General features: G+C 49.5%; 16 protein-coding genes, 3 tRNA genes and 1 pseudogene. 8 read left to right on the forward strand and 12 right to left on the reverse strand.

The window, feature by feature from the left end:
- Window positions 1-198 precede the first annotated feature (198 nt).
- A complete protein-coding gene (locus QUE34_RS26065) occupies window positions 199-1,113 on the reverse strand; it encodes a GntR family transcriptional regulator (protein ID WP_103253476.1) in 915 nt (304 codons plus the stop codon).
- Between the two features lie 138 nt (window positions 1,114-1,251).
- Here QUE34_RS26065 and lgoD point away from each other — a divergent pair, with 138 nt between their 5' ends.
- A complete protein-coding gene (gene lgoD, locus QUE34_RS26070) occupies window positions 1,252-2,277 on the forward strand; it encodes an L-galactonate oxidoreductase (protein ID WP_103253477.1) in 1,026 nt (341 codons plus the stop codon).
- A 134-nt stretch (window positions 2,278-2,411) separates the two neighbouring features.
- Here the strand turns inward: lgoD and opgB are convergent, their stop codons facing one another.
- From opgB to QUE34_RS26100, 6 genes are all read right to left on the reverse strand, one after another.
- Window positions 2,412-4,703, reverse strand: coding sequence for a phosphatidylglycerol--membrane-oligosaccharide glycerophosphotransferase (gene opgB / locus QUE34_RS26075; RefSeq protein ID WP_001292674.1), 2,292 nt, complete (start codon window positions 4,701-4,703; stop codon window positions 2,412-2,414).
- Window positions 4,704-4,956: 253 nt separating this feature from the next.
- Window positions 4,957-5,451 (reverse strand): DUF2501 domain-containing protein YjjA, encoded by a 495-nt coding sequence (gene yjjA / locus QUE34_RS26080; protein ID WP_103253478.1) that lies wholly within the window; start codon window positions 5,449-5,451, stop codon window positions 4,957-4,959.
- Between the two features lie 48 nt (window positions 5,452-5,499).
- Complete coding sequence (gene dnaC, locus QUE34_RS26085) at window positions 5,500-6,237, reverse strand: replicative helicase loader DnaC (RefSeq protein ID WP_000799911.1); 738 nt, start codon at window positions 6,235-6,237, stop codon at window positions 5,500-5,502.
- A 2-nt stretch (window positions 6,238-6,239) separates the two neighbouring features.
- Entirely contained in the window at window positions 6,240-6,779 is a 540-nt protein-coding gene (gene dnaT, locus QUE34_RS26090; protein WP_000098814.1) for a primosomal protein DnaT, read from the reverse strand.
- A 107-nt stretch (window positions 6,780-6,886) separates the two neighbouring features.
- Window positions 6,887-7,360, reverse strand: coding sequence for a threonine/serine exporter (locus tag QUE34_RS26095; protein ID WP_000538188.1), 474 nt, complete (start codon window positions 7,358-7,360; stop codon window positions 6,887-6,889).
- Window positions 7,351-8,121, reverse strand: a complete 771-nt coding sequence (locus QUE34_RS26100) for a threonine/serine exporter family protein (RefSeq protein WP_039020425.1) — start codon at window positions 8,119-8,121, stop codon at window positions 7,351-7,353. Before QUE34_RS26100 ends, QUE34_RS26095 begins: the two co-directional genes overlap by 10 nt.
- Window positions 8,122-8,739: 618 nt before the next feature.
- Between QUE34_RS26100 and QUE34_RS26105 the strand changes: the two genes are divergently transcribed.
- The gene (locus QUE34_RS26105) at window positions 8,740-9,465 is read left to right on the forward strand and encodes a helix-turn-helix domain-containing protein (protein WP_097505658.1); all 726 of its coding nucleotides are present in this window, start codon (window positions 8,740-8,742) and stop codon (window positions 9,463-9,465) included.
- Complete coding sequence (gene bglJ / locus QUE34_RS26110) at window positions 9,423-10,100, forward strand: DNA-binding transcriptional activator BglJ (RefSeq protein WP_105268516.1); 678 nt, start codon at window positions 9,423-9,425, stop codon at window positions 10,098-10,100. The genes QUE34_RS26105 and bglJ overlap by 43 nt, the downstream gene beginning before the upstream one ends.
- A 38-nt stretch (window positions 10,101-10,138) precedes the next feature.
- Here bglJ and fhuF read toward each other — a convergent pair whose 3' ends face one another.
- Window positions 10,139-10,927 (reverse strand): siderophore-iron reductase FhuF, encoded by a 789-nt coding sequence (gene fhuF, locus QUE34_RS26115; protein ID WP_088541478.1) that lies wholly within the window; start codon window positions 10,925-10,927, stop codon window positions 10,139-10,141.
- Window positions 10,928-11,067: 140 nt separating this feature from the next.
- On the opposite strand from fhuF, the gene QUE34_RS26120 reads away from it, so the two are divergent.
- A complete protein-coding gene (locus QUE34_RS26120) occupies window positions 11,068-11,304 on the forward strand; it encodes a DUF1435 domain-containing protein (protein WP_123059901.1) in 237 nt (78 codons plus the stop codon).
- A 38-nt stretch (window positions 11,305-11,342) separates the two neighbouring features.
- Here the strand turns inward: QUE34_RS26120 and QUE34_RS26125 are convergent.
- The 4 genes from QUE34_RS26125 to rsmC all read right to left on the reverse strand — a co-directional run bounded on the left by QUE34_RS26125 (window position 11,343) and on the right by rsmC (window position 12,996).
- Window positions 11,343-11,429, reverse strand: a tRNA-Leu gene (locus QUE34_RS26125).
- 33 nt (window positions 11,430-11,462) lie between these two features.
- Window positions 11,463-11,549: transfer RNA gene (locus QUE34_RS26130), tRNA-Leu, on the reverse strand.
- Between the two features lie 28 nt (window positions 11,550-11,577).
- Window positions 11,578-11,664: transfer RNA gene (locus tag QUE34_RS26135), tRNA-Leu, on the reverse strand.
- A 300-nt stretch (window positions 11,665-11,964) separates the two neighbouring features.
- Window positions 11,965-12,996, reverse strand: a complete 1,032-nt coding sequence (gene rsmC / locus QUE34_RS26140; RefSeq protein WP_001272320.1) for a 16S rRNA (guanine(1207)-N(2))-methyltransferase RsmC — start codon at window positions 12,994-12,996, stop codon at window positions 11,965-11,967.
- A gap of 102 nt (window positions 12,997-13,098) precedes the next feature.
- Here rsmC and holD point away from each other — a divergent pair, with 102 nt between their 5' ends.
- The 4 genes and pseudogenes from holD to QUE34_RS28700 all read left to right on the forward strand — a co-directional run.
- Window positions 13,099-13,512: a DNA polymerase III subunit psi gene (holD, locus tag QUE34_RS26145; protein ID WP_000204018.1), complete on the forward strand. Its 414-nt coding sequence runs from the start codon at window positions 13,099-13,101 to the stop codon at window positions 13,510-13,512.
- Complete coding sequence (rimI, locus tag QUE34_RS26150; RefSeq protein WP_001092471.1) at window positions 13,481-13,927, forward strand: ribosomal protein S18-alanine N-acetyltransferase; 447 nt, start codon at window positions 13,481-13,483, stop codon at window positions 13,925-13,927. Before holD ends, rimI begins: the two co-directional genes overlap by 32 nt.
- 14 nt (window positions 13,928-13,941) lie before the next feature.
- Window positions 13,942-14,619, forward strand: a complete 678-nt coding sequence (yjjG, locus tag QUE34_RS26155; RefSeq protein ID WP_000870712.1) for a pyrimidine 5'-nucleotidase — start codon at window positions 13,942-13,944, stop codon at window positions 14,617-14,619.
- 90 nt (window positions 14,620-14,709) lie between these two features.
- A pseudogene (locus QUE34_RS28700) lies at window positions 14,710-14,778 on the forward strand (hypothetical protein); the annotation flags it as partial.
- Between the last annotated feature and the right edge of the window lie 95 nt (window positions 14,779-14,873).

A 14,873-nucleotide genomic window follows, 5' to 3' on the forward strand; every position in this document is an offset into this window, starting at 1 on the left:
TATAATTTTAATTGTTTACGTAATTGTGCATTACGCAAGGTTGACATTAACGGCAGGTAAAAGTTTTAGGACTTTACTACCGCTCACAAAAACATTTTTAGTCGACTGATTGTGAGCATAGGTAAGCGGGAATTTTCCGGTATTTATCTTTTGATAAAACCGTGCACCCGCTAATAGTTTGCTGTTTTTAATCCGTACTTAATGAGCATAACGCGTGTTCTCATTAATGGATCGAATCATTGATTGTTTAGCTGAATTCAAATGGTTACGGAGCGCAAGGGTGGCATCCAGGTCACTGCGGCAAATCAGAGCGCTGAGAATGGTCATATGCTCATCGACGGCAATGATATTGCGCTGTTTAAGATCGCTTTCGTCCCATTGATAGTGAAAATGAAAGATGACTGAGATGATCTCAAGCGATTGATAAAAAAAGATATTATCGGCAGCTGAAAGCAGTAAGGAGTGAAAATCTCTGTCAAGTTGCGAGAACATGCGAAAGCTATTGCCGATGTTGTCACGCAGTAGCCGATGACGTTCGAGCATGGTTTTCGCCTGCAGCCAGCGGGGATCGTGATCAGGCAGGTTGAGAAAGTGCTGAAGTGAATGTGTTTCGAGCATTTCGCGTAGCTCAAACAGCTGCTCGGCGTAGGATTGATCGAATTGCTTCATGCTCCACTGGCCGCGCTTTTCGCTTTGAATAAGATTATAACGGCCGAATTTTAAAAGATATTCTCTTACAACCACCGGGCTGACACCCGCGGCCCGCGCCAGTTGCAGTTCAGAAAAAGTTTCCCCTGGGCGTAACTGGCGCTGGTTTATCATCGTAAAAAAAGCCTGCTCAAACACTTTGTTTTGTTCACTCATTGAAGCGGTTGTACAGGCGAAACCGTCATCATGGTCAGGTTTACGCGCAATAACATAGTCGTTTCCAACCTGCGTCAAGACGCCGCATTCGCGTAAGTGGCTGAGAATATGACGCACTGTGGTGCGGCTGATGTTGTACATTTCCGCCAGCGCACTTTGCGATGGAAGTGGGGAAGGGATGTGACCCCGCGACATATCATCAATGACCTGGTTAATCACATTGTGGCGTAAATTTTGTGAGCGACTCATATTTTCCTCCTTGTGAGTCCATTAAAACCCGATTTAAAACATTTTTATGCGTGTGTTTTCACAAAACAGATTTTCCGTTCCGCTGCCATTTTTCATTTTCATTGATATCTAAGGCAACAAAAAATGGAGAGCCGAATCATGTCTACGATGAATGTTTTAATTTGCCAGCAGCCGAAAGAATTAGTCTGGAAACAACGCGAGATACCTATTCCGGGTGACAATGAAGCATTAATAAAAATTAAGTCTGTCGGGATTTGTGGTACCGATATTCATGCCTGGGGTGGGAATCAACCATTTTTTAGTTATCCACGCGTTTTAGGCCATGAAATATGTGGGGAGATTGTTGGGCTGGGTAAAAATATTGCAAATCTTAAAAATGGTCAGCAAGTTGCGGTGATCCCTTATGTTGCCTGTCAGCAATGCCCGGCATGTAAAAGCGGTCGCACCAATTGCTGTGAAAAAATTTCAGTTATTGGTGTGCATCAGGATGGTGGTTTTAGTGAGTATTTGAGCGTGCCGGTGGCGAACATTTTGCCCGCAGACGGTATTGACCCGCAGGCGGCAGCATTGATTGAACCTTTCGCTATTAGCGCACATGCGGTGCGTCGTGCAGCCATTGCTCCCGGCGAGCAGGTGCTGGTGGTCGGGGCGGGGCCAATCGGTCTGGGCGCGGCGGCAATCGCTAAAGCTGATGGCGCACAGGTGGTGGTGGCGGATACCAGTCCGGCACGCCGAGAACATGTGGCAACGCGTCTGGAGTTGCCCGTGCTGGACCCGTCAGCCGAAGATTTTGACGCGCAGCTGCGGGCGCAGTTTGGTGGTTCGCTGGCGCAGAAAGTGATCGACGCGACAGGTAATCAACATGCGATGAATAACACCGTAAATCTGATTCGTCACGGCGGCACGGTGGTATTTGTCGGTCTGTTTAAAGGTGAGTTGCAGTTCTCCGATCCGGAATTCCATAAAAAAGAAACGACGATGATGGGCAGCCGCAACGCCACGCCGGAAGATTTCGCTAAAGTCGGTCGACTGATGGCGGAAGGAAAAATCACTGCCGACATGATGTTAACCCATCGCTATCCGTTCGCCACGCTGGCAGAAACCTATGAGCGCGATGTGATTAACAACCGTGAGTTGATTAAGGGTGTAATTACTTTCTTATAAGGCGAGATTATTAAAGTTGCCATGCAGCGTCCGGGGAAGTGTTGGGCGCTGTTTTTTTTGTTTCTTAATAATGTGTTGTGAGCCGGAGAAGGTGTGTAGGTCGCACCTTATGCGACCTACAAATCAGTCAGGAATTACCCTTCACGTTCCACCACTTTAATTTCCACCATGCCGATACCAAGCTTACGCGGCGAGTGTCCGAGGATATTCCCTTCATTGGTTGAGACGGGTTCAGGTGGCACAATCACCAGCGTGTCAGCATCGGTTGGGTTATCGAAATGCAGCGTGGTGGTGGTTACTTCATTGCCTAGCACAAGGGTTTGTTCTTCATTGCCAACGCGTACCGGAATAGGACGGCTGGCGTTATTGCCGTATGCTTTGGCGGTAATCACCAGGTCAAATTTCTTCGGCAGCGGATGCTTGTACTCGATTTTTACTTCGTCGCCCAGCTGTGCGTTGGACCAGCGGCCCCACGACTCCGGACGAGAAATCCCGCTAAACTGTTTCACCTCTTCTGGCGCACCGGCGACGTTAAAGATGAAACTGTCGGCTTTGTAGCGAATATCGTTATCAACAATCTTCAGCGTATCGACATTGCCTTTGTAACGCGCCATGTCGATGACCGTATCTTTAAATGCCGTTTTGCCCTTCCATGTTGTTTTATCAACATGCTGGACAATTTGCTGACCGCCAAGCTGCCCTTGCGAGACACACCAGTCGGTGGAAAGTGCCAGTTCCGGAGCCCAGAGTTGTGCCATCTTATAGCAACGGTCAACCCAGACGAAATTGTCGCGTGGAGCAAAATCGGCCAGCTGAAAACGCAGCGGTGCTGAGTATTCACTTTCCGGCAGCGGTTCTACGCGCTTGTCTGAAACCCGCAACAGCAGCGGCAAACGGAAATGGCTACCCGAGAAGGCAATCATGTTTTTCTGCTGGTCGATGGTGAACTCTTTCATCTCTTTAGGGAATTTCCACAGGCGGATGATATCTGGCTTCCACGCCAATGTTTTCTCTTTGATATTGAGGAAGATTTCCGACATCGACTGCCCGGATAAACTGCTACGACCAAGTCCGAGATAGTTATCGCCACCGAGAATGTCCAGCACCGTCGCGCCGTTATCCATCGTGTTACGCTTCACCGCCAGCGTCTCTTGCTGCGGCTTGTCGCCACGGATGACAAAAAACAGGTTATTGCGATCCTGTTTATTAAGGTATTTCCACGCCGTGTTGTTCATCGCTAAATGGTCAGAAGAGACGACGATAACAGTATCTTTAAACCACGGTGACGCTTTGATTTTGTTGATAAACGTTGCGATGTTCTCCTGGCTGCAACTTACCGCACTGAATGACTGATTTGGCTTACCGTCAAAATCATATTTTTTGCGGTTACAGGTGCGCGAGATAAAACCATCCGGGTGATGGGTATCGACCGTCAGGGTAAACAGTGAGAATCGCTGGCCAGAGCGGGAAAGCTCTTCAAACTTTTTCCACGCTTCATCCAGCACGGTATCGTCGTAGAATCCCCAGTCGTTGCGATAGTGTGGGTCTGCCACCACGCTTTTCAGCTCTTCTGAGCCATATAAATGGTCGAAGCCGTGCGACTTCAGAAACACATCTTTACCGGCAAAACGCAGATTCGCGCCCTGCACGAAATAGTTCTGATAACCCGAGTTCTTCAGGATATCGCCCAGACAGATGTTCTGTGGGAAGAAGCTGGAAACAGAAGCGGAGGCGTTGCCTTCAAAGGGAGCAAACAGCGGTATGCCGCACTGAGAAGCCACCATGCCCGCAATCGTGTAATCCGTTCCTGGCAGCTGCTGCGTGTGGCTGAAATCCAGGCCTTCATTTTTCAACGCGCCCAGTTCAGGCGTGAGATCCGGGAAAGCTTCGTTATCAAAATAGGTTCGCTCGAGACTTTCGCCGTAGATATAAACCAGGTTGAGTTTCGGGTCAGGGATAGTTTTCGACGGCTCTTTATAATAAGCCGCAAAGTCCGGGTCGCCGTCGCGTGACTGGGATTTCACCAGTTCCGTTATCTGACGAAATGCCGGGCTGGCATCCACTGAACCCAGCGCCAGTAAGAGTGCCAGCAGGCTGTAACCAAAATGGTGCGGATGATGACGACGACGGCGCAGGATCCAGCCCAGAGCACCGAACACCGCCGTCAGCCCCAGCACAATGCCGATACCCGGAAGAATGTATTTGCTGACGCCAGCACCGGTCAGGCTGTTGGTTAAGGTATAGAGAACCGCGTCGTTAATACCATCACCAGTAAAATAGTCGCTGGCAAACAGGGTGATATTTAAAACGACAAATAGCCCCAGCACCGTTAACGTGGCTGCAAACCACCAGGTGTTACGTCCCGCTTTCCATGCGTAAATCAGCACAGAGGCGAGAAAAAGGGCGAAAGAGAGTAGTTCTGACAACGGGCGATCCTCACTAAACCGGGCCGTTTAGCCAACGTTTAAGCTTTTTGAGAAGCACAATGTAATGGCGTCGCCATATTGCTGCAATTCTAGTGTCAAAAAAATGCGATGTTGTTAGGAATTAGTTTATAAACAGACTTTTTTGATTACGGTCGCTTCCCGTGTAACAGGGGGAAAACCGTACAGGAGCAGGGAAAAGGGCAGGAGAGAGCCGCGTCAGCCGGGTAACAGCTAAAACGCGGCGTTTCGCGGATCAGGAAATGAAGTTTAGCCCCTGCTTTATCACCAGATCGCAGGCTTTGGTTTTCACCTTTTCTGCCAGCGGAGTCGTTCCGATGTTATCCAGATTGAGTTGCTGACCATCTTTGGTTTTCAGCAAACCCTGAATGCCATCCAGATAGTTGGTGTCTTCTTTTTGCTCTTCACTGTTCAGGCCCAGCTTTTCCAGCACCTGGTTCTTGATGTTTTCGGCATCGGTTACCGAAGCCAACTTCTGCTTCGCGCAGTATTGCAGTATGCCTGCGGCATTGTTCATGTTATCTGCGCTTAAGGCCTGGTTCCCGCTGCTAAGCAAGCTAGTTAATGAAGCGAGCGACCAACCGCCTTCTTGTGTCGTGCTGTTTTGGTTGCCAAGTTCGCTGGCGGCGCTGGAGAGCGCATCTTTCCAGGATGCAGCATGCACCCCGGTGGAAATTAATGCGCTGGCGGCAAGGGCACAGCACAGAAAGTGTTTAACAGTTTTCATCATTATTACTCAATGTGGAATTGTGTCGCAGTATACCGCCAGAAACGGGGATTAATACTCTTTACCCGTTACCCGGCTACGGTAGCTATCCCAGTTGAAGATCACCCACAAACTGTTACCCAGGCGCATACGATCCATCACGCGTTCGCCCAGCAACTTGGTCATCTCTTCCATATTACTGTTAGTCAGCATCCCGGTTGGGCGTTTGGAAGAAGAGCGGCGATCGACGATCTGGTTGATGATCACTTTTTCGTATTTCGATTCGGTCTGCACGCCGATCTCATCGATCACCAGCAGATCAACGTTGCTCAGATCGTTAAGCAGTTGTTCTTCGCTGGTACCGCTATTCCTGAAGGTATCTTTCATCGCCGACATAATATCGGCCACGGTGATGATCAATACGGATTTACCGCGTAGCAGTAGCTCGTTGCAGATTGCCGCCGCCAGATGGTTTTTGCCGGTTCCTGGCTTGCCAGAAAAGATGAAGCTGGCGATGTTGCCGTCAAACTCTTCGACATACTGGCGCGCTTTGCTTAACGCATTCATCTGCCCTTCACACTCAACGCGATAGTTCTCAAAGGAGCAGTTCTGATGCAGTGGACGAATACCGGAGCGGTTAAAGGTGCGCTGCATTTTCATCGCCCGATTTTCACGTTCGAGAGCGGCGGAGCGGATCGCCCCTTGTTCTTTCTGCCAGGCCAGTAGTTCTTCACCCGTTTTAAACGCAGGTTTGATATGGGCAGGCATCATTTTTTGCAGGCGTTGCATCAGGTCGCCAACGTTTTTCATCGTTACCCTCTGAATCCTGGTGGAATTTGGCTGTCAGGTTCGCTGACCGTATTCACATCTCGTTTCGGCAGTCCGCCGTTGCTGGCACGGCCGATTTGCAGGCTGCGCGCCAGTTTTTGTTGCCACTGTACATGGTGAAAGACTTTACCTTCCGCCTGCCAGTAGGCAATGAATGAGGCCAGTTCTTCGGTGGTCACCGGCTCTTTTAGCGCCACGCCCCATAGCGCCGCCAGGCGGATAAAGTCGGCATCGGGTTGCCAGTCCGGATACATGGCGAATTTCCCCATGGGTACAGCAACGGGAGCGGCTTGCGGTTCCTGATAGAGTTGATCGTCCAGAGCGACATCGCTTCCTGGACGCGCCAGCTTTTCTTCCAGCGCCAGCAGTTCAGCCAGGCGCGCAGGCGTGACGGCATAAAACGCCGGGGCATTGTTAGCAAATACGGCAACCACACCGCCTTCAGCTTTTGCCAGAACGGTTTGGTGATCGTGTACCAGGGCGTCAATACCAACGACGTCCGGGGTCAAAACTCTGGAAGACATACTGTTTCTCAAATATGGAACGATGAACGAGAAGGGAGATAACTTTTATAGTAACACACGGAGGAGAGGAGGCTGTCTCTCATCCGCGTGCTTTAAGTGAGGCAATTTTATACGCGAGGGCGTTTGCGATACAACCATAATCCAGGAATGGAAAGGCCGATGGATAATGCACCAACAATCGATGAAGCTGTAAGAAAGTTGGTTAACAGGGTAATCATCAACGGTTCGCTGTAACCTAGCTGGCTGATTTTTACCGCCGAAATCATTGCAGTATAAGCAGAGATGCCCGGAAACATGGGGATAACAGCCGCCACGGTAAACACTTTCGGATGTGCCAGATACCAGCGCGACCATTGAATACCAATGGTGCCGACCAGCATAGAGGCCATAAAGGTTGACCATTCAATATTCAGCCCGCTGGTCATTAAGATCATTCGGGAACCATGACCTATCGCACCAAGCAGCGCACACCAGCGTAACGCCCGAACGGGAACGTTGAACACCATCGCAAAGCCGACCGCTGGAATGGCGGCGAGGATCATATCCTGCGCCAATGCTAACAGAAATTCGATCACACCCATCCGCGTAGCCCCCAAATCGTCAGTGCCATCACCACGCCGACGCAGGTAGCCAGTGTCAGCAGACTGGCGATCGCCCAGCGTGCCAGTCCGGTATTGATGTGGCCTTTAAACATATCGGCGACGGCATTAATCAACGGAAAGCCCGGCACCAGCAGCAGAACGCTGGCGGCCATCGCGATGGTGGGTGTATTGCTGAAAGTGGGAAGTTGCAAAAGCAAACCGGAAATGGTGGTGGCGGCGAAAGCGGTGAGGCAAAAGTTGATCTGTGGATGAAGATGACGTTGTGCCAGCAGCTGGCGGATATACATTGCGACCGTACTGGCAAAGAAGGTGATGACGGCACCGTCCCAGCCACCGTTATTGAGTTTACAGAAACAGGCGCAAGAAAGGCCGACCATCAAGGCTACCAGCCATCGCGGGTAACGTAATGGCTGAATTTGGCTAAATCTTTTCTCTACGCCTTTGTAATCCAGCAGATGATGCTCCGCCAGAATCACAATGTGCTGGACTTCAGTCACCACATGCATATTAATGCCGCGATCGTGATTTTTACGTGTCGATGTCAGGCATTGCCCATCTTTAATGGTTGTCAGCACGATGGCGTTCGAAGAGATAGAACTTTCGACGCTGTCCATTCCCAACGCCCGACCCAGTCGTGAGGAAAGTTCATCAACCAACGCGCTTTCCGCACCATGTTGCAAAAGAAATAATCCGCACTGGATACAAAGCCGTGTTACGGCTCGCTGTTGCTCAGTTTGCATAACTCGCCCTTTGTCATAGACGTGTTGCGTATTGTTCAGATAATGAGAATCCATTTGTATCATGAAGCGCGGTTGTTTTGCGGCAGGTTAAGATCAAAATTGCGCTGATTAATCCTGGTTATCGGGAGAAGCTCGGTGTTAAAAAGCGAATTATCTCTCGCCGCAAACAAATTATCGCATGAATATTATCACTATAATGAATTTATTGTTTAGCCCTTACGAATCAGGATAAAAGATAACTGGGCGCGTTTTTTAATTTTAACAAGTTAAAACTATCAGATTTTATTGAATAAATATTGATTGTGTGATTTTGCATCCTGCGGGAAGGGATATCAGTTAATTATAAATTAAATGAATGAGGATTCTGTTTTTCATTAAGTATTTCTAACAACTTAATGTAGATATTTTAAATGTCTCCAGGCTATTTCACCAGGTTATCATTTGATGCTAACCTTCTGACACATGCAGTGGAGTTATTGTGCAGCAGGAGTATGCTGATATGAAAGTGAATGCAAAGGATAATTTATTCGCTTAATCTATTAATTTGCTGGAAACATTTAAGGAATGAATATCCTGAATAGACCATCATGATTTTTAGACAGTGGATGTGGAGGAAATATGTTGCCAGGATGCTGCAAAAATGGAATTGTTATCAGTAAAATACCTGTTATGCAAGCAGGGTTAAAAGAGGTCATGAGGACTCACTTCCCTGAATATAAAATAATATCCAGCGCCTCTGCGGAGGACCTTACCTTATTACAATTACGTCGTTCCGGATTAGTTATTGCAGATTTAGCCGGTGAAAGTGAAGATCCTCGTTCTGTTTGTGAGCATTATTATTCTTTAATCTCACAATATCGGGAAATTCACTGGGTTTTCATGGTGTCACGCTCCTGGTATTCCCAGGCGGTAGAACTGCTCATGTGCCCTACGGCGACATTATTGTCTGATGTTGAACCCATTGAGAATCTGGTCAAGACCGTGCGTTCTGGCAATACGCACGCAGAGCGTATCAGTGCCATGCTGACCTCTCCGGCAATGACTGAAACGCATGATTTTAGCTATCGCTCCGTTATTCTCACTCTTTCAGAGCGCAAAGTACTGCGGCTATTAGGTAAAGGATGGGGCATCAACCAGATAGCTTCATTGCTTAAGAAAAGTAATAAAACTATCAGCGCCCAAAAAAACAGTGCGATGCGTCGACTGGCAATTCACAGCAACGCTGAAATGTATGCATGGATAAATAGCGCGCAGGGTGCAAGAGAACTTAACTTGCCTTCTGTTTATGGAGATGCCGCAGAATGGAACACAGCCGAATTAAGAAGAGAAATGTCGCACTCATAGAAAAATGCGTCATGAGCAGTATCGGTATTGAGAGTTTATTCAGAAAGTTTGCAGGTAACCCTTATAAGCTCCATATCTATACCAGTCAGGAGTCATTTCAGGATGCCATGTCGCGGATCTCGTTTGCGGCGGTCATTTTTTCTTTTTCTGCCATGAGAAGTAAACGCAGAGAGGGATTATCTTGCCTGACTGAACTGGCGATTAAGTTTCCGCGTACCCGACGTTTAGTTATTGCGGATGATGATATTGAAGCTCGGCTGATTGGTTCATTGTCGCCATCACCGCTGGACGGTGTATTAAGTAAAGCGTCGACGCTGGAGATTTTTCATCAGGAACTCTTTTTGTCATTAAATGGTGTGCGTCAGGCGACCGACCGATTGAACAATCAGTGGTACATTAACCAAAGCCGGACGCTAAGCCCGACGGAGAGAGAAATATTGCGCTTTATGTCGCGTGGCTACTCAATGACACAAATTGCCGAGCAGCTTAAACGCAATATCAAAACGATCCGCGCGCATAAATTTAATGTAATGTCGAAACTGGGCGTCAGTTCTGATGCAGGGTTGTTGGAGGCCGCAGACATTCTGTTATTTATGCGTCATTGCGAAGCAAGTAACGTGTTGCACCCCTATTAATACGCTTAATGCCGGGTTTACTTCCCCGGCAAATTTTTCTATTTCAGCGTACAGTCACCACATTGCTGCACATCCGGCAAGCGATAACGCTGGCAGCAAGTGCGGCGCACCAGCAGGCCGTCGCGCAGCACCACGGTACGCCAGAGTGGATTATCTTCACCGGTAGTGAGCGTTTTCTCAAAAAAGAGGGCATGGCGCAGCGATTCAACTGTCGCCTCGCCGAGCAACTGTTTCATCTCAGTCAGATACCAGTTGATCAAATAACCGGTATTACTCCAGATAAGTTTACCGTTAATTTCTCCAGTCGCTTCTAATGCTTGCACAACCGGAACAAGCGCCTTGCTAATTAACGTTTCCATTCGCTGCTGCGGTGAATGTGGTGTTGCGTTTTTATCTTCATACACATCGACCCAGAAACAGGCGGCGCGTCCGGTTTCGTGAAACTCAACGTGGAAATGTTCCGGCGACACATCTAATGCTTTTTCCTGCGTTAACAGGGCCAGCATTAATGGCGGCACCATCAGGCCGATGTACCATTGCGCCCACAGGGAGATCAGCGGCTTATTCTCGCGGATCATCGTTGGTTGATTGCGGTAGATATGATCGGAATAAACAGCTAACAGAGAACTTAACGCATTCGGTGATGACCATTGCGCCAGCGTCAGGGCACTAAATGGGGCGGGTTCATCCAGGCGGATAAACTCCAGCAAATGTTCACGATTTTCTGCGATCGTCGACCGTACTGCTTCTGCAAGTCCAGGATCCTGCGGCTGGAGATGCGTTCGCCAGATAACATCTTCATAGAGCGGTGCGGAACGATAGGCCATAATCGGGATAGTAATCTAAATGATAATGATTGCTAATCCTAACGATAGGTTTACCCGATAGCAAGGGATTTCTCTGGCTTGCAAATGATAAAAATTATCATATGATATTGGTTATCATTATCAATGAAAGAGATGAAACCATGTTGCAACGTATGCTGGGCAGTGGTTGGGGAGTGTTGCTGCCAGGATTGCTGATTGCAGGGCTGACGTATGTGGATATATCGCCGGATCAGTGGCGGATTGTTATTCTGATGGGATTGGTGTTGACGCCAGCGATGTTGTATCACAAACAGTTACGGCATTACATTTTGCTACCATCGTGCCTGGCGCTTATTGCTGGCGTTATGCTGATGATAATGAACTGGAATCAGGGATGAAAAAACAAGGAAGAAACAAGAAAGGAAGTAAAGATAATTGGTGCGAGGGGGGGGACTTGAACCCCCACGTCCGTAAGGACACTAACACCTGAAGCTAGCGCGTCTACCAATTCCGCCACCTTCGCACAGTCATCTTACTTTTTTGATATCGCCTCGTTTGGTGCGAGGGGGGGGACTTGAACCCCCACGTCCGTAAGAACACTAACACCTGAAGCTAGCGCGTCTACCAATTCCGCCACCTTCGCCCAGTGCGAGCAATATCAACGTGGTTTTTGGTGCGAGGGGGGGGACTTGAACCCCCACGTCCGTAAGGACACTAACACCTGAAGCTAGCGCGTCTACCAATTCCGCCACCTTCGCATACCATCAATTCTTAAAAAGAATTGCTACCACGGAGGCGCATTCTAGTGGTTTTCAGCTTTTCGTCAATAGTTAATTATCGACGGAGGTGTAATTGCTGGAAAAATGTCCATCAGGAAACTAACGTGCAGGTTTTGTAGGTCGGATAAGGCGTTCACGCCGCATCCGACACGGTATTTGGGTGCAGATGCCAGATGCGACGCGGGCGCGTCTTATCTGGCCTACGAAGGGCTAACTTGCAGGTTTTGTAGGTTGTATAAGGCGAGCACGCCGCATCCAACAAGGCTTGCGGCGGGATACTTAACCTTTCTTCGCCTGGCGGGTCATAATGGCGCGATACACCTTGAAGCGCCCGGTTTGCGCGATCACTTCGTGGAAGCCAAATGTCTCATCCAGCACGTCCGGGTAAGGCAGGAAGGCGTTCGCTACAATTCGCAGCTCGCCGCCGCTGTTAAGATGACGCACCGCGCCGCGAATCAGCGTTTGTGCTGCATCCAGACTGGTTTGCATCCCATCGTGGAACGGCGGATTGGAGATGATCATATCAAAACGACCTTTCACCTCAGAAAAGACGTTGCTGGCAAAGACTTCACCTTCAATACCGTTGGCCGCAAGTGTTGCACGGCTGGCTTCAACCGCTGGCGCAGAAACATCGCACAACGTGAGACGAATCTTCGGTGAGTGGCGTGCAAAGGCAACTGAAAGAACGCCTGCACCGCAGCCGACATCCAGCACTTTACCTTTCGTGTGCGGAGTTAACGTCGAGAGCAGCAACTGGCTACCGACATCCAGACCGTCGCGGCTAAACACGCCAGGCAGCGTTTTCACCGTCAGGCCATCGACGCTGTATTCGCCCCAGAATTTATCGGCATCAAATACCGGCTGTTTTTCCAGACGACCAAAATAGAGGCCACAGCGACGGGCGCTGTCGACTTTATTCAACGGCGCATAATCTGCAAGCATCTGCTCGGCGCTGCGCACGCCGCTGCGGTTCTCGCCAACAACAAAAATATCCGTCCCCACCGGCAGCAGAGAAAGTAAATTCATTAACTGAAACTGGGCTTCCGGTTTGTTCTTCGGCCAGTAGTAAATCAGCGTATCGCAATCTGCGACGTCATCCGCCGTTGCCACCAGGCTAAAACGGGCGTTATCACCCATTTGGCGGCTTAACACCTGCCAGTGGTGGAATTGCTGGGTATGAGCACGGCTGGCCGCGGTATCTAAACGCGCGGGCAGGTCATCCTGTAAGTCTCCGGCAAAAAGAATACGGCTTTGTTCGAAATCATCACTGTGACGCAGCAAGACTTCACTTGCCGGGGTAAATGCAGACATGGAATGCTCCTCAATTGATACTGGCGGCGATTATAGCCATATGTTGGCGCGGTATCGACGAATTTGCTATATTTGCGCCCCTGACAACAGGAGCGATTCGCTATGACATCCCGACGAGACTGGCAGTTACAGCAACTGGGCATTACCCAGTGGTCGCTGCGTCGCCCTGGCGCGTTGCAGGGGGAGATTGCCATTGCGATCCCGGCACACGTCCGTCTGGTGATGGTGGCAAACGATCTTCCCGCCCTGACCGATCCTCTGGTGAGCGATGTTCTGCGTGCATTAACCGTCAGCCCCGATCAAGTGCTGCAACTGACGCCAGAAAAAATCGCGATGCTGCCGCAAGGCAGTCGCTGCAACAGCTGGCGGTTGGGTACTGACGAACCGCTATCACTGGAAGGCGCTCAGGTGGCATCACCGGCGCTCACCGAATTACGGGCAAACCCAACGGCACGCGCCGCGTTATGGCAACAAATTTGCACATATGAACACGATTTCTTCCCTCGAAACGACTGATTTACCAACGGCTTTCCACATTGAACAACGCGCCCACGCCTTTCCGTGGAGTGAAAAAACCTTTGCCAGTAATCAGGGCGAGCGTTATCTCAACTTTCAGTTAACGCAAAACGGCAAAATGGCGGCGTTTGCGATTACGCAAGTGGTACTGGATGAAGCTACATTGTTCAATATTGCGGTCGATCCTGACTATCAGCGTCAGGGACTGGGAAGGGCGCTGCTGGAACATCTGATCGACGAACTGGAAAAACGCGGTGTGGCGACGCTATGGCTGGAAGTCCGTGCCTCAAACGCTGCCGCCATTGCCCTGTACGAAAGTTTAGGCTTTAACGAGGCGACGATTCGCCGCAATTACTACCCCACCAAGGACGGTCGCGAAGACGCCATCATCATGGCGTTGCCAATCAGTATGTAAGACAAGGTGGAATAATGAAGTGGGACTGGATTTTCTTTGATGCCGATGAAACGCTGTTTACCTTTGACTCATTCACCGGCCTGCAGCGGATGTTTCTTGATTACAGCGTCACTTTTACCGCTGAAGATTTTCAGGACTATCAGGCCGTTAACAAGCCCCTGTGGGTAGATTATCAAAACGGTGCGATCACTTCATTACAGCTTCAGCACGGGCGTTTTGAGAGCTGGGCCGAACGGCTGAACGTCGAGCCAGGTAAACTCAACGAGGCCTTCATTAATGCGATGGCGGAAATTTGCACACCGCTGCCGGGCGCGGTTTCCCTGCTTAATGCCATTCGCGGCAACGCCAAAATCGGCATCATCACCAACGGCTTTAGCGCCTTGCAGCAAGTGCGTCTGGAACGCACGGGCCTGCGTGATTATTTCGATTTGTTGGTGATTTCCGAAGAAGTTGGCGTAGCCAAACCGAATAAGAAAATTTTCGATTATGCGCTGGAACAGGCGGGCAATCCTGACCGTTCACGCGTGCTGATGGTTGGCGACACTGCCGAGTCCGATATTCTCGGTGGCATCAACGCCGGGCTTGCGACCTGCTGGCTGAATGCGCACAATCGCGAGCAACCAGAAGGCATCGCGCCTACCTGGACCGTTTCTTCGTTGCACGAACTGGAGCAGCTCCTGTGTAAACACTGATTGCCTCCCCCCCGTTGATGGGTAAAATAGCCGCAATTTTTCGTTTTCAACAAGCGCGGCGCGATGCCGCTTACTCAAGAAGAAAGAATTATGACGTTGTCTCCTTATTTGCAAGAGGTGGCGAAGCGCCGCACTTTTGCCATTATTTCTCACCCAAATAATTAAACCTAAATTAAAGCTCTTCTACTCTTTCAAAGTCCTTTCAGTTAATTGAGGTTAATCCATATAATTCGTTTAAATACATGCTGTTATAT

It is taken from the genome of Escherichia sp. KS167_9B (genome assembly GCF_030295215.1).
GTDB lineage: Bacteria > Pseudomonadota > Gammaproteobacteria > Enterobacterales > Enterobacteriaceae > Escherichia > Escherichia coli_F.

Coding starts and splice junctions, on each gene's coding strand:
- QUE34_RS26120 (WP_123059901.1), top strand. CDS start 11,068: ATGTTGCAACGTATGCTGGGCAGTGGTTGGGGAGTGTTGCTGCCAGGA.
- QUE34_RS26100 (WP_039020425.1), bottom strand. CDS start 8,121: ATGCAAACTGAGCAACAGCGAGCCGTAACACGGCTTTGTATCCAGTGC.
- bglJ (WP_105268516.1), top strand. CDS start 9,423: ATGGAACACAGCCGAATTAAGAAGAGAAATGTCGCACTCATAGAAAAA.
- QUE34_RS26065 (WP_103253476.1), bottom strand. CDS start 1,113: ATGAGTCGCTCACAAAATTTACGCCACAATGTGATTAACCAGGTCATT.
- dnaC (WP_000799911.1), bottom strand. CDS start 6,237: ATGAAAAACGTTGGCGACCTGATGCAACGCCTGCAAAAAATGATGCCT.
- QUE34_RS26095 (WP_000538188.1), bottom strand. CDS start 7,360: ATGGGTGTGATCGAATTTCTGTTAGCATTGGCGCAGGATATGATCCTC.
- yjjA (WP_103253478.1), bottom strand. CDS start 5,451: ATGATGAAAACTGTTAAACACTTTCTGTGCTGTGCCCTTGCCGCCAGC.
- rsmC (WP_001272320.1), bottom strand. CDS start 12,996: ATGTCTGCATTTACCCCGGCAAGTGAAGTCTTGCTGCGTCACAGTGAT.
- fhuF (WP_088541478.1), bottom strand. CDS start 10,927: ATGGCCTATCGTTCCGCACCGCTCTATGAAGATGTTATCTGGCGAACG.
- holD (WP_000204018.1), top strand. CDS start 13,099: ATGACATCCCGACGAGACTGGCAGTTACAGCAACTGGGCATTACCCAG.
- QUE34_RS26105 (WP_097505658.1), top strand. CDS start 8,740: ATGTTGCCAGGATGCTGCAAAAATGGAATTGTTATCAGTAAAATACCT.
- dnaT (WP_000098814.1), bottom strand. CDS start 6,779: ATGTCTTCCAGAGTTTTGACCCCGGACGTCGTTGGTATTGACGCCCTG.
- lgoD (WP_103253477.1), top strand. CDS start 1,252: ATGTCTACGATGAATGTTTTAATTTGCCAGCAGCCGAAAGAATTAGTC.
- rimI (WP_001092471.1), top strand. CDS start 13,481: ATGAACACGATTTCTTCCCTCGAAACGACTGATTTACCAACGGCTTTC.
- yjjG (WP_000870712.1), top strand. CDS start 13,942: ATGAAGTGGGACTGGATTTTCTTTGATGCCGATGAAACGCTGTTTACC.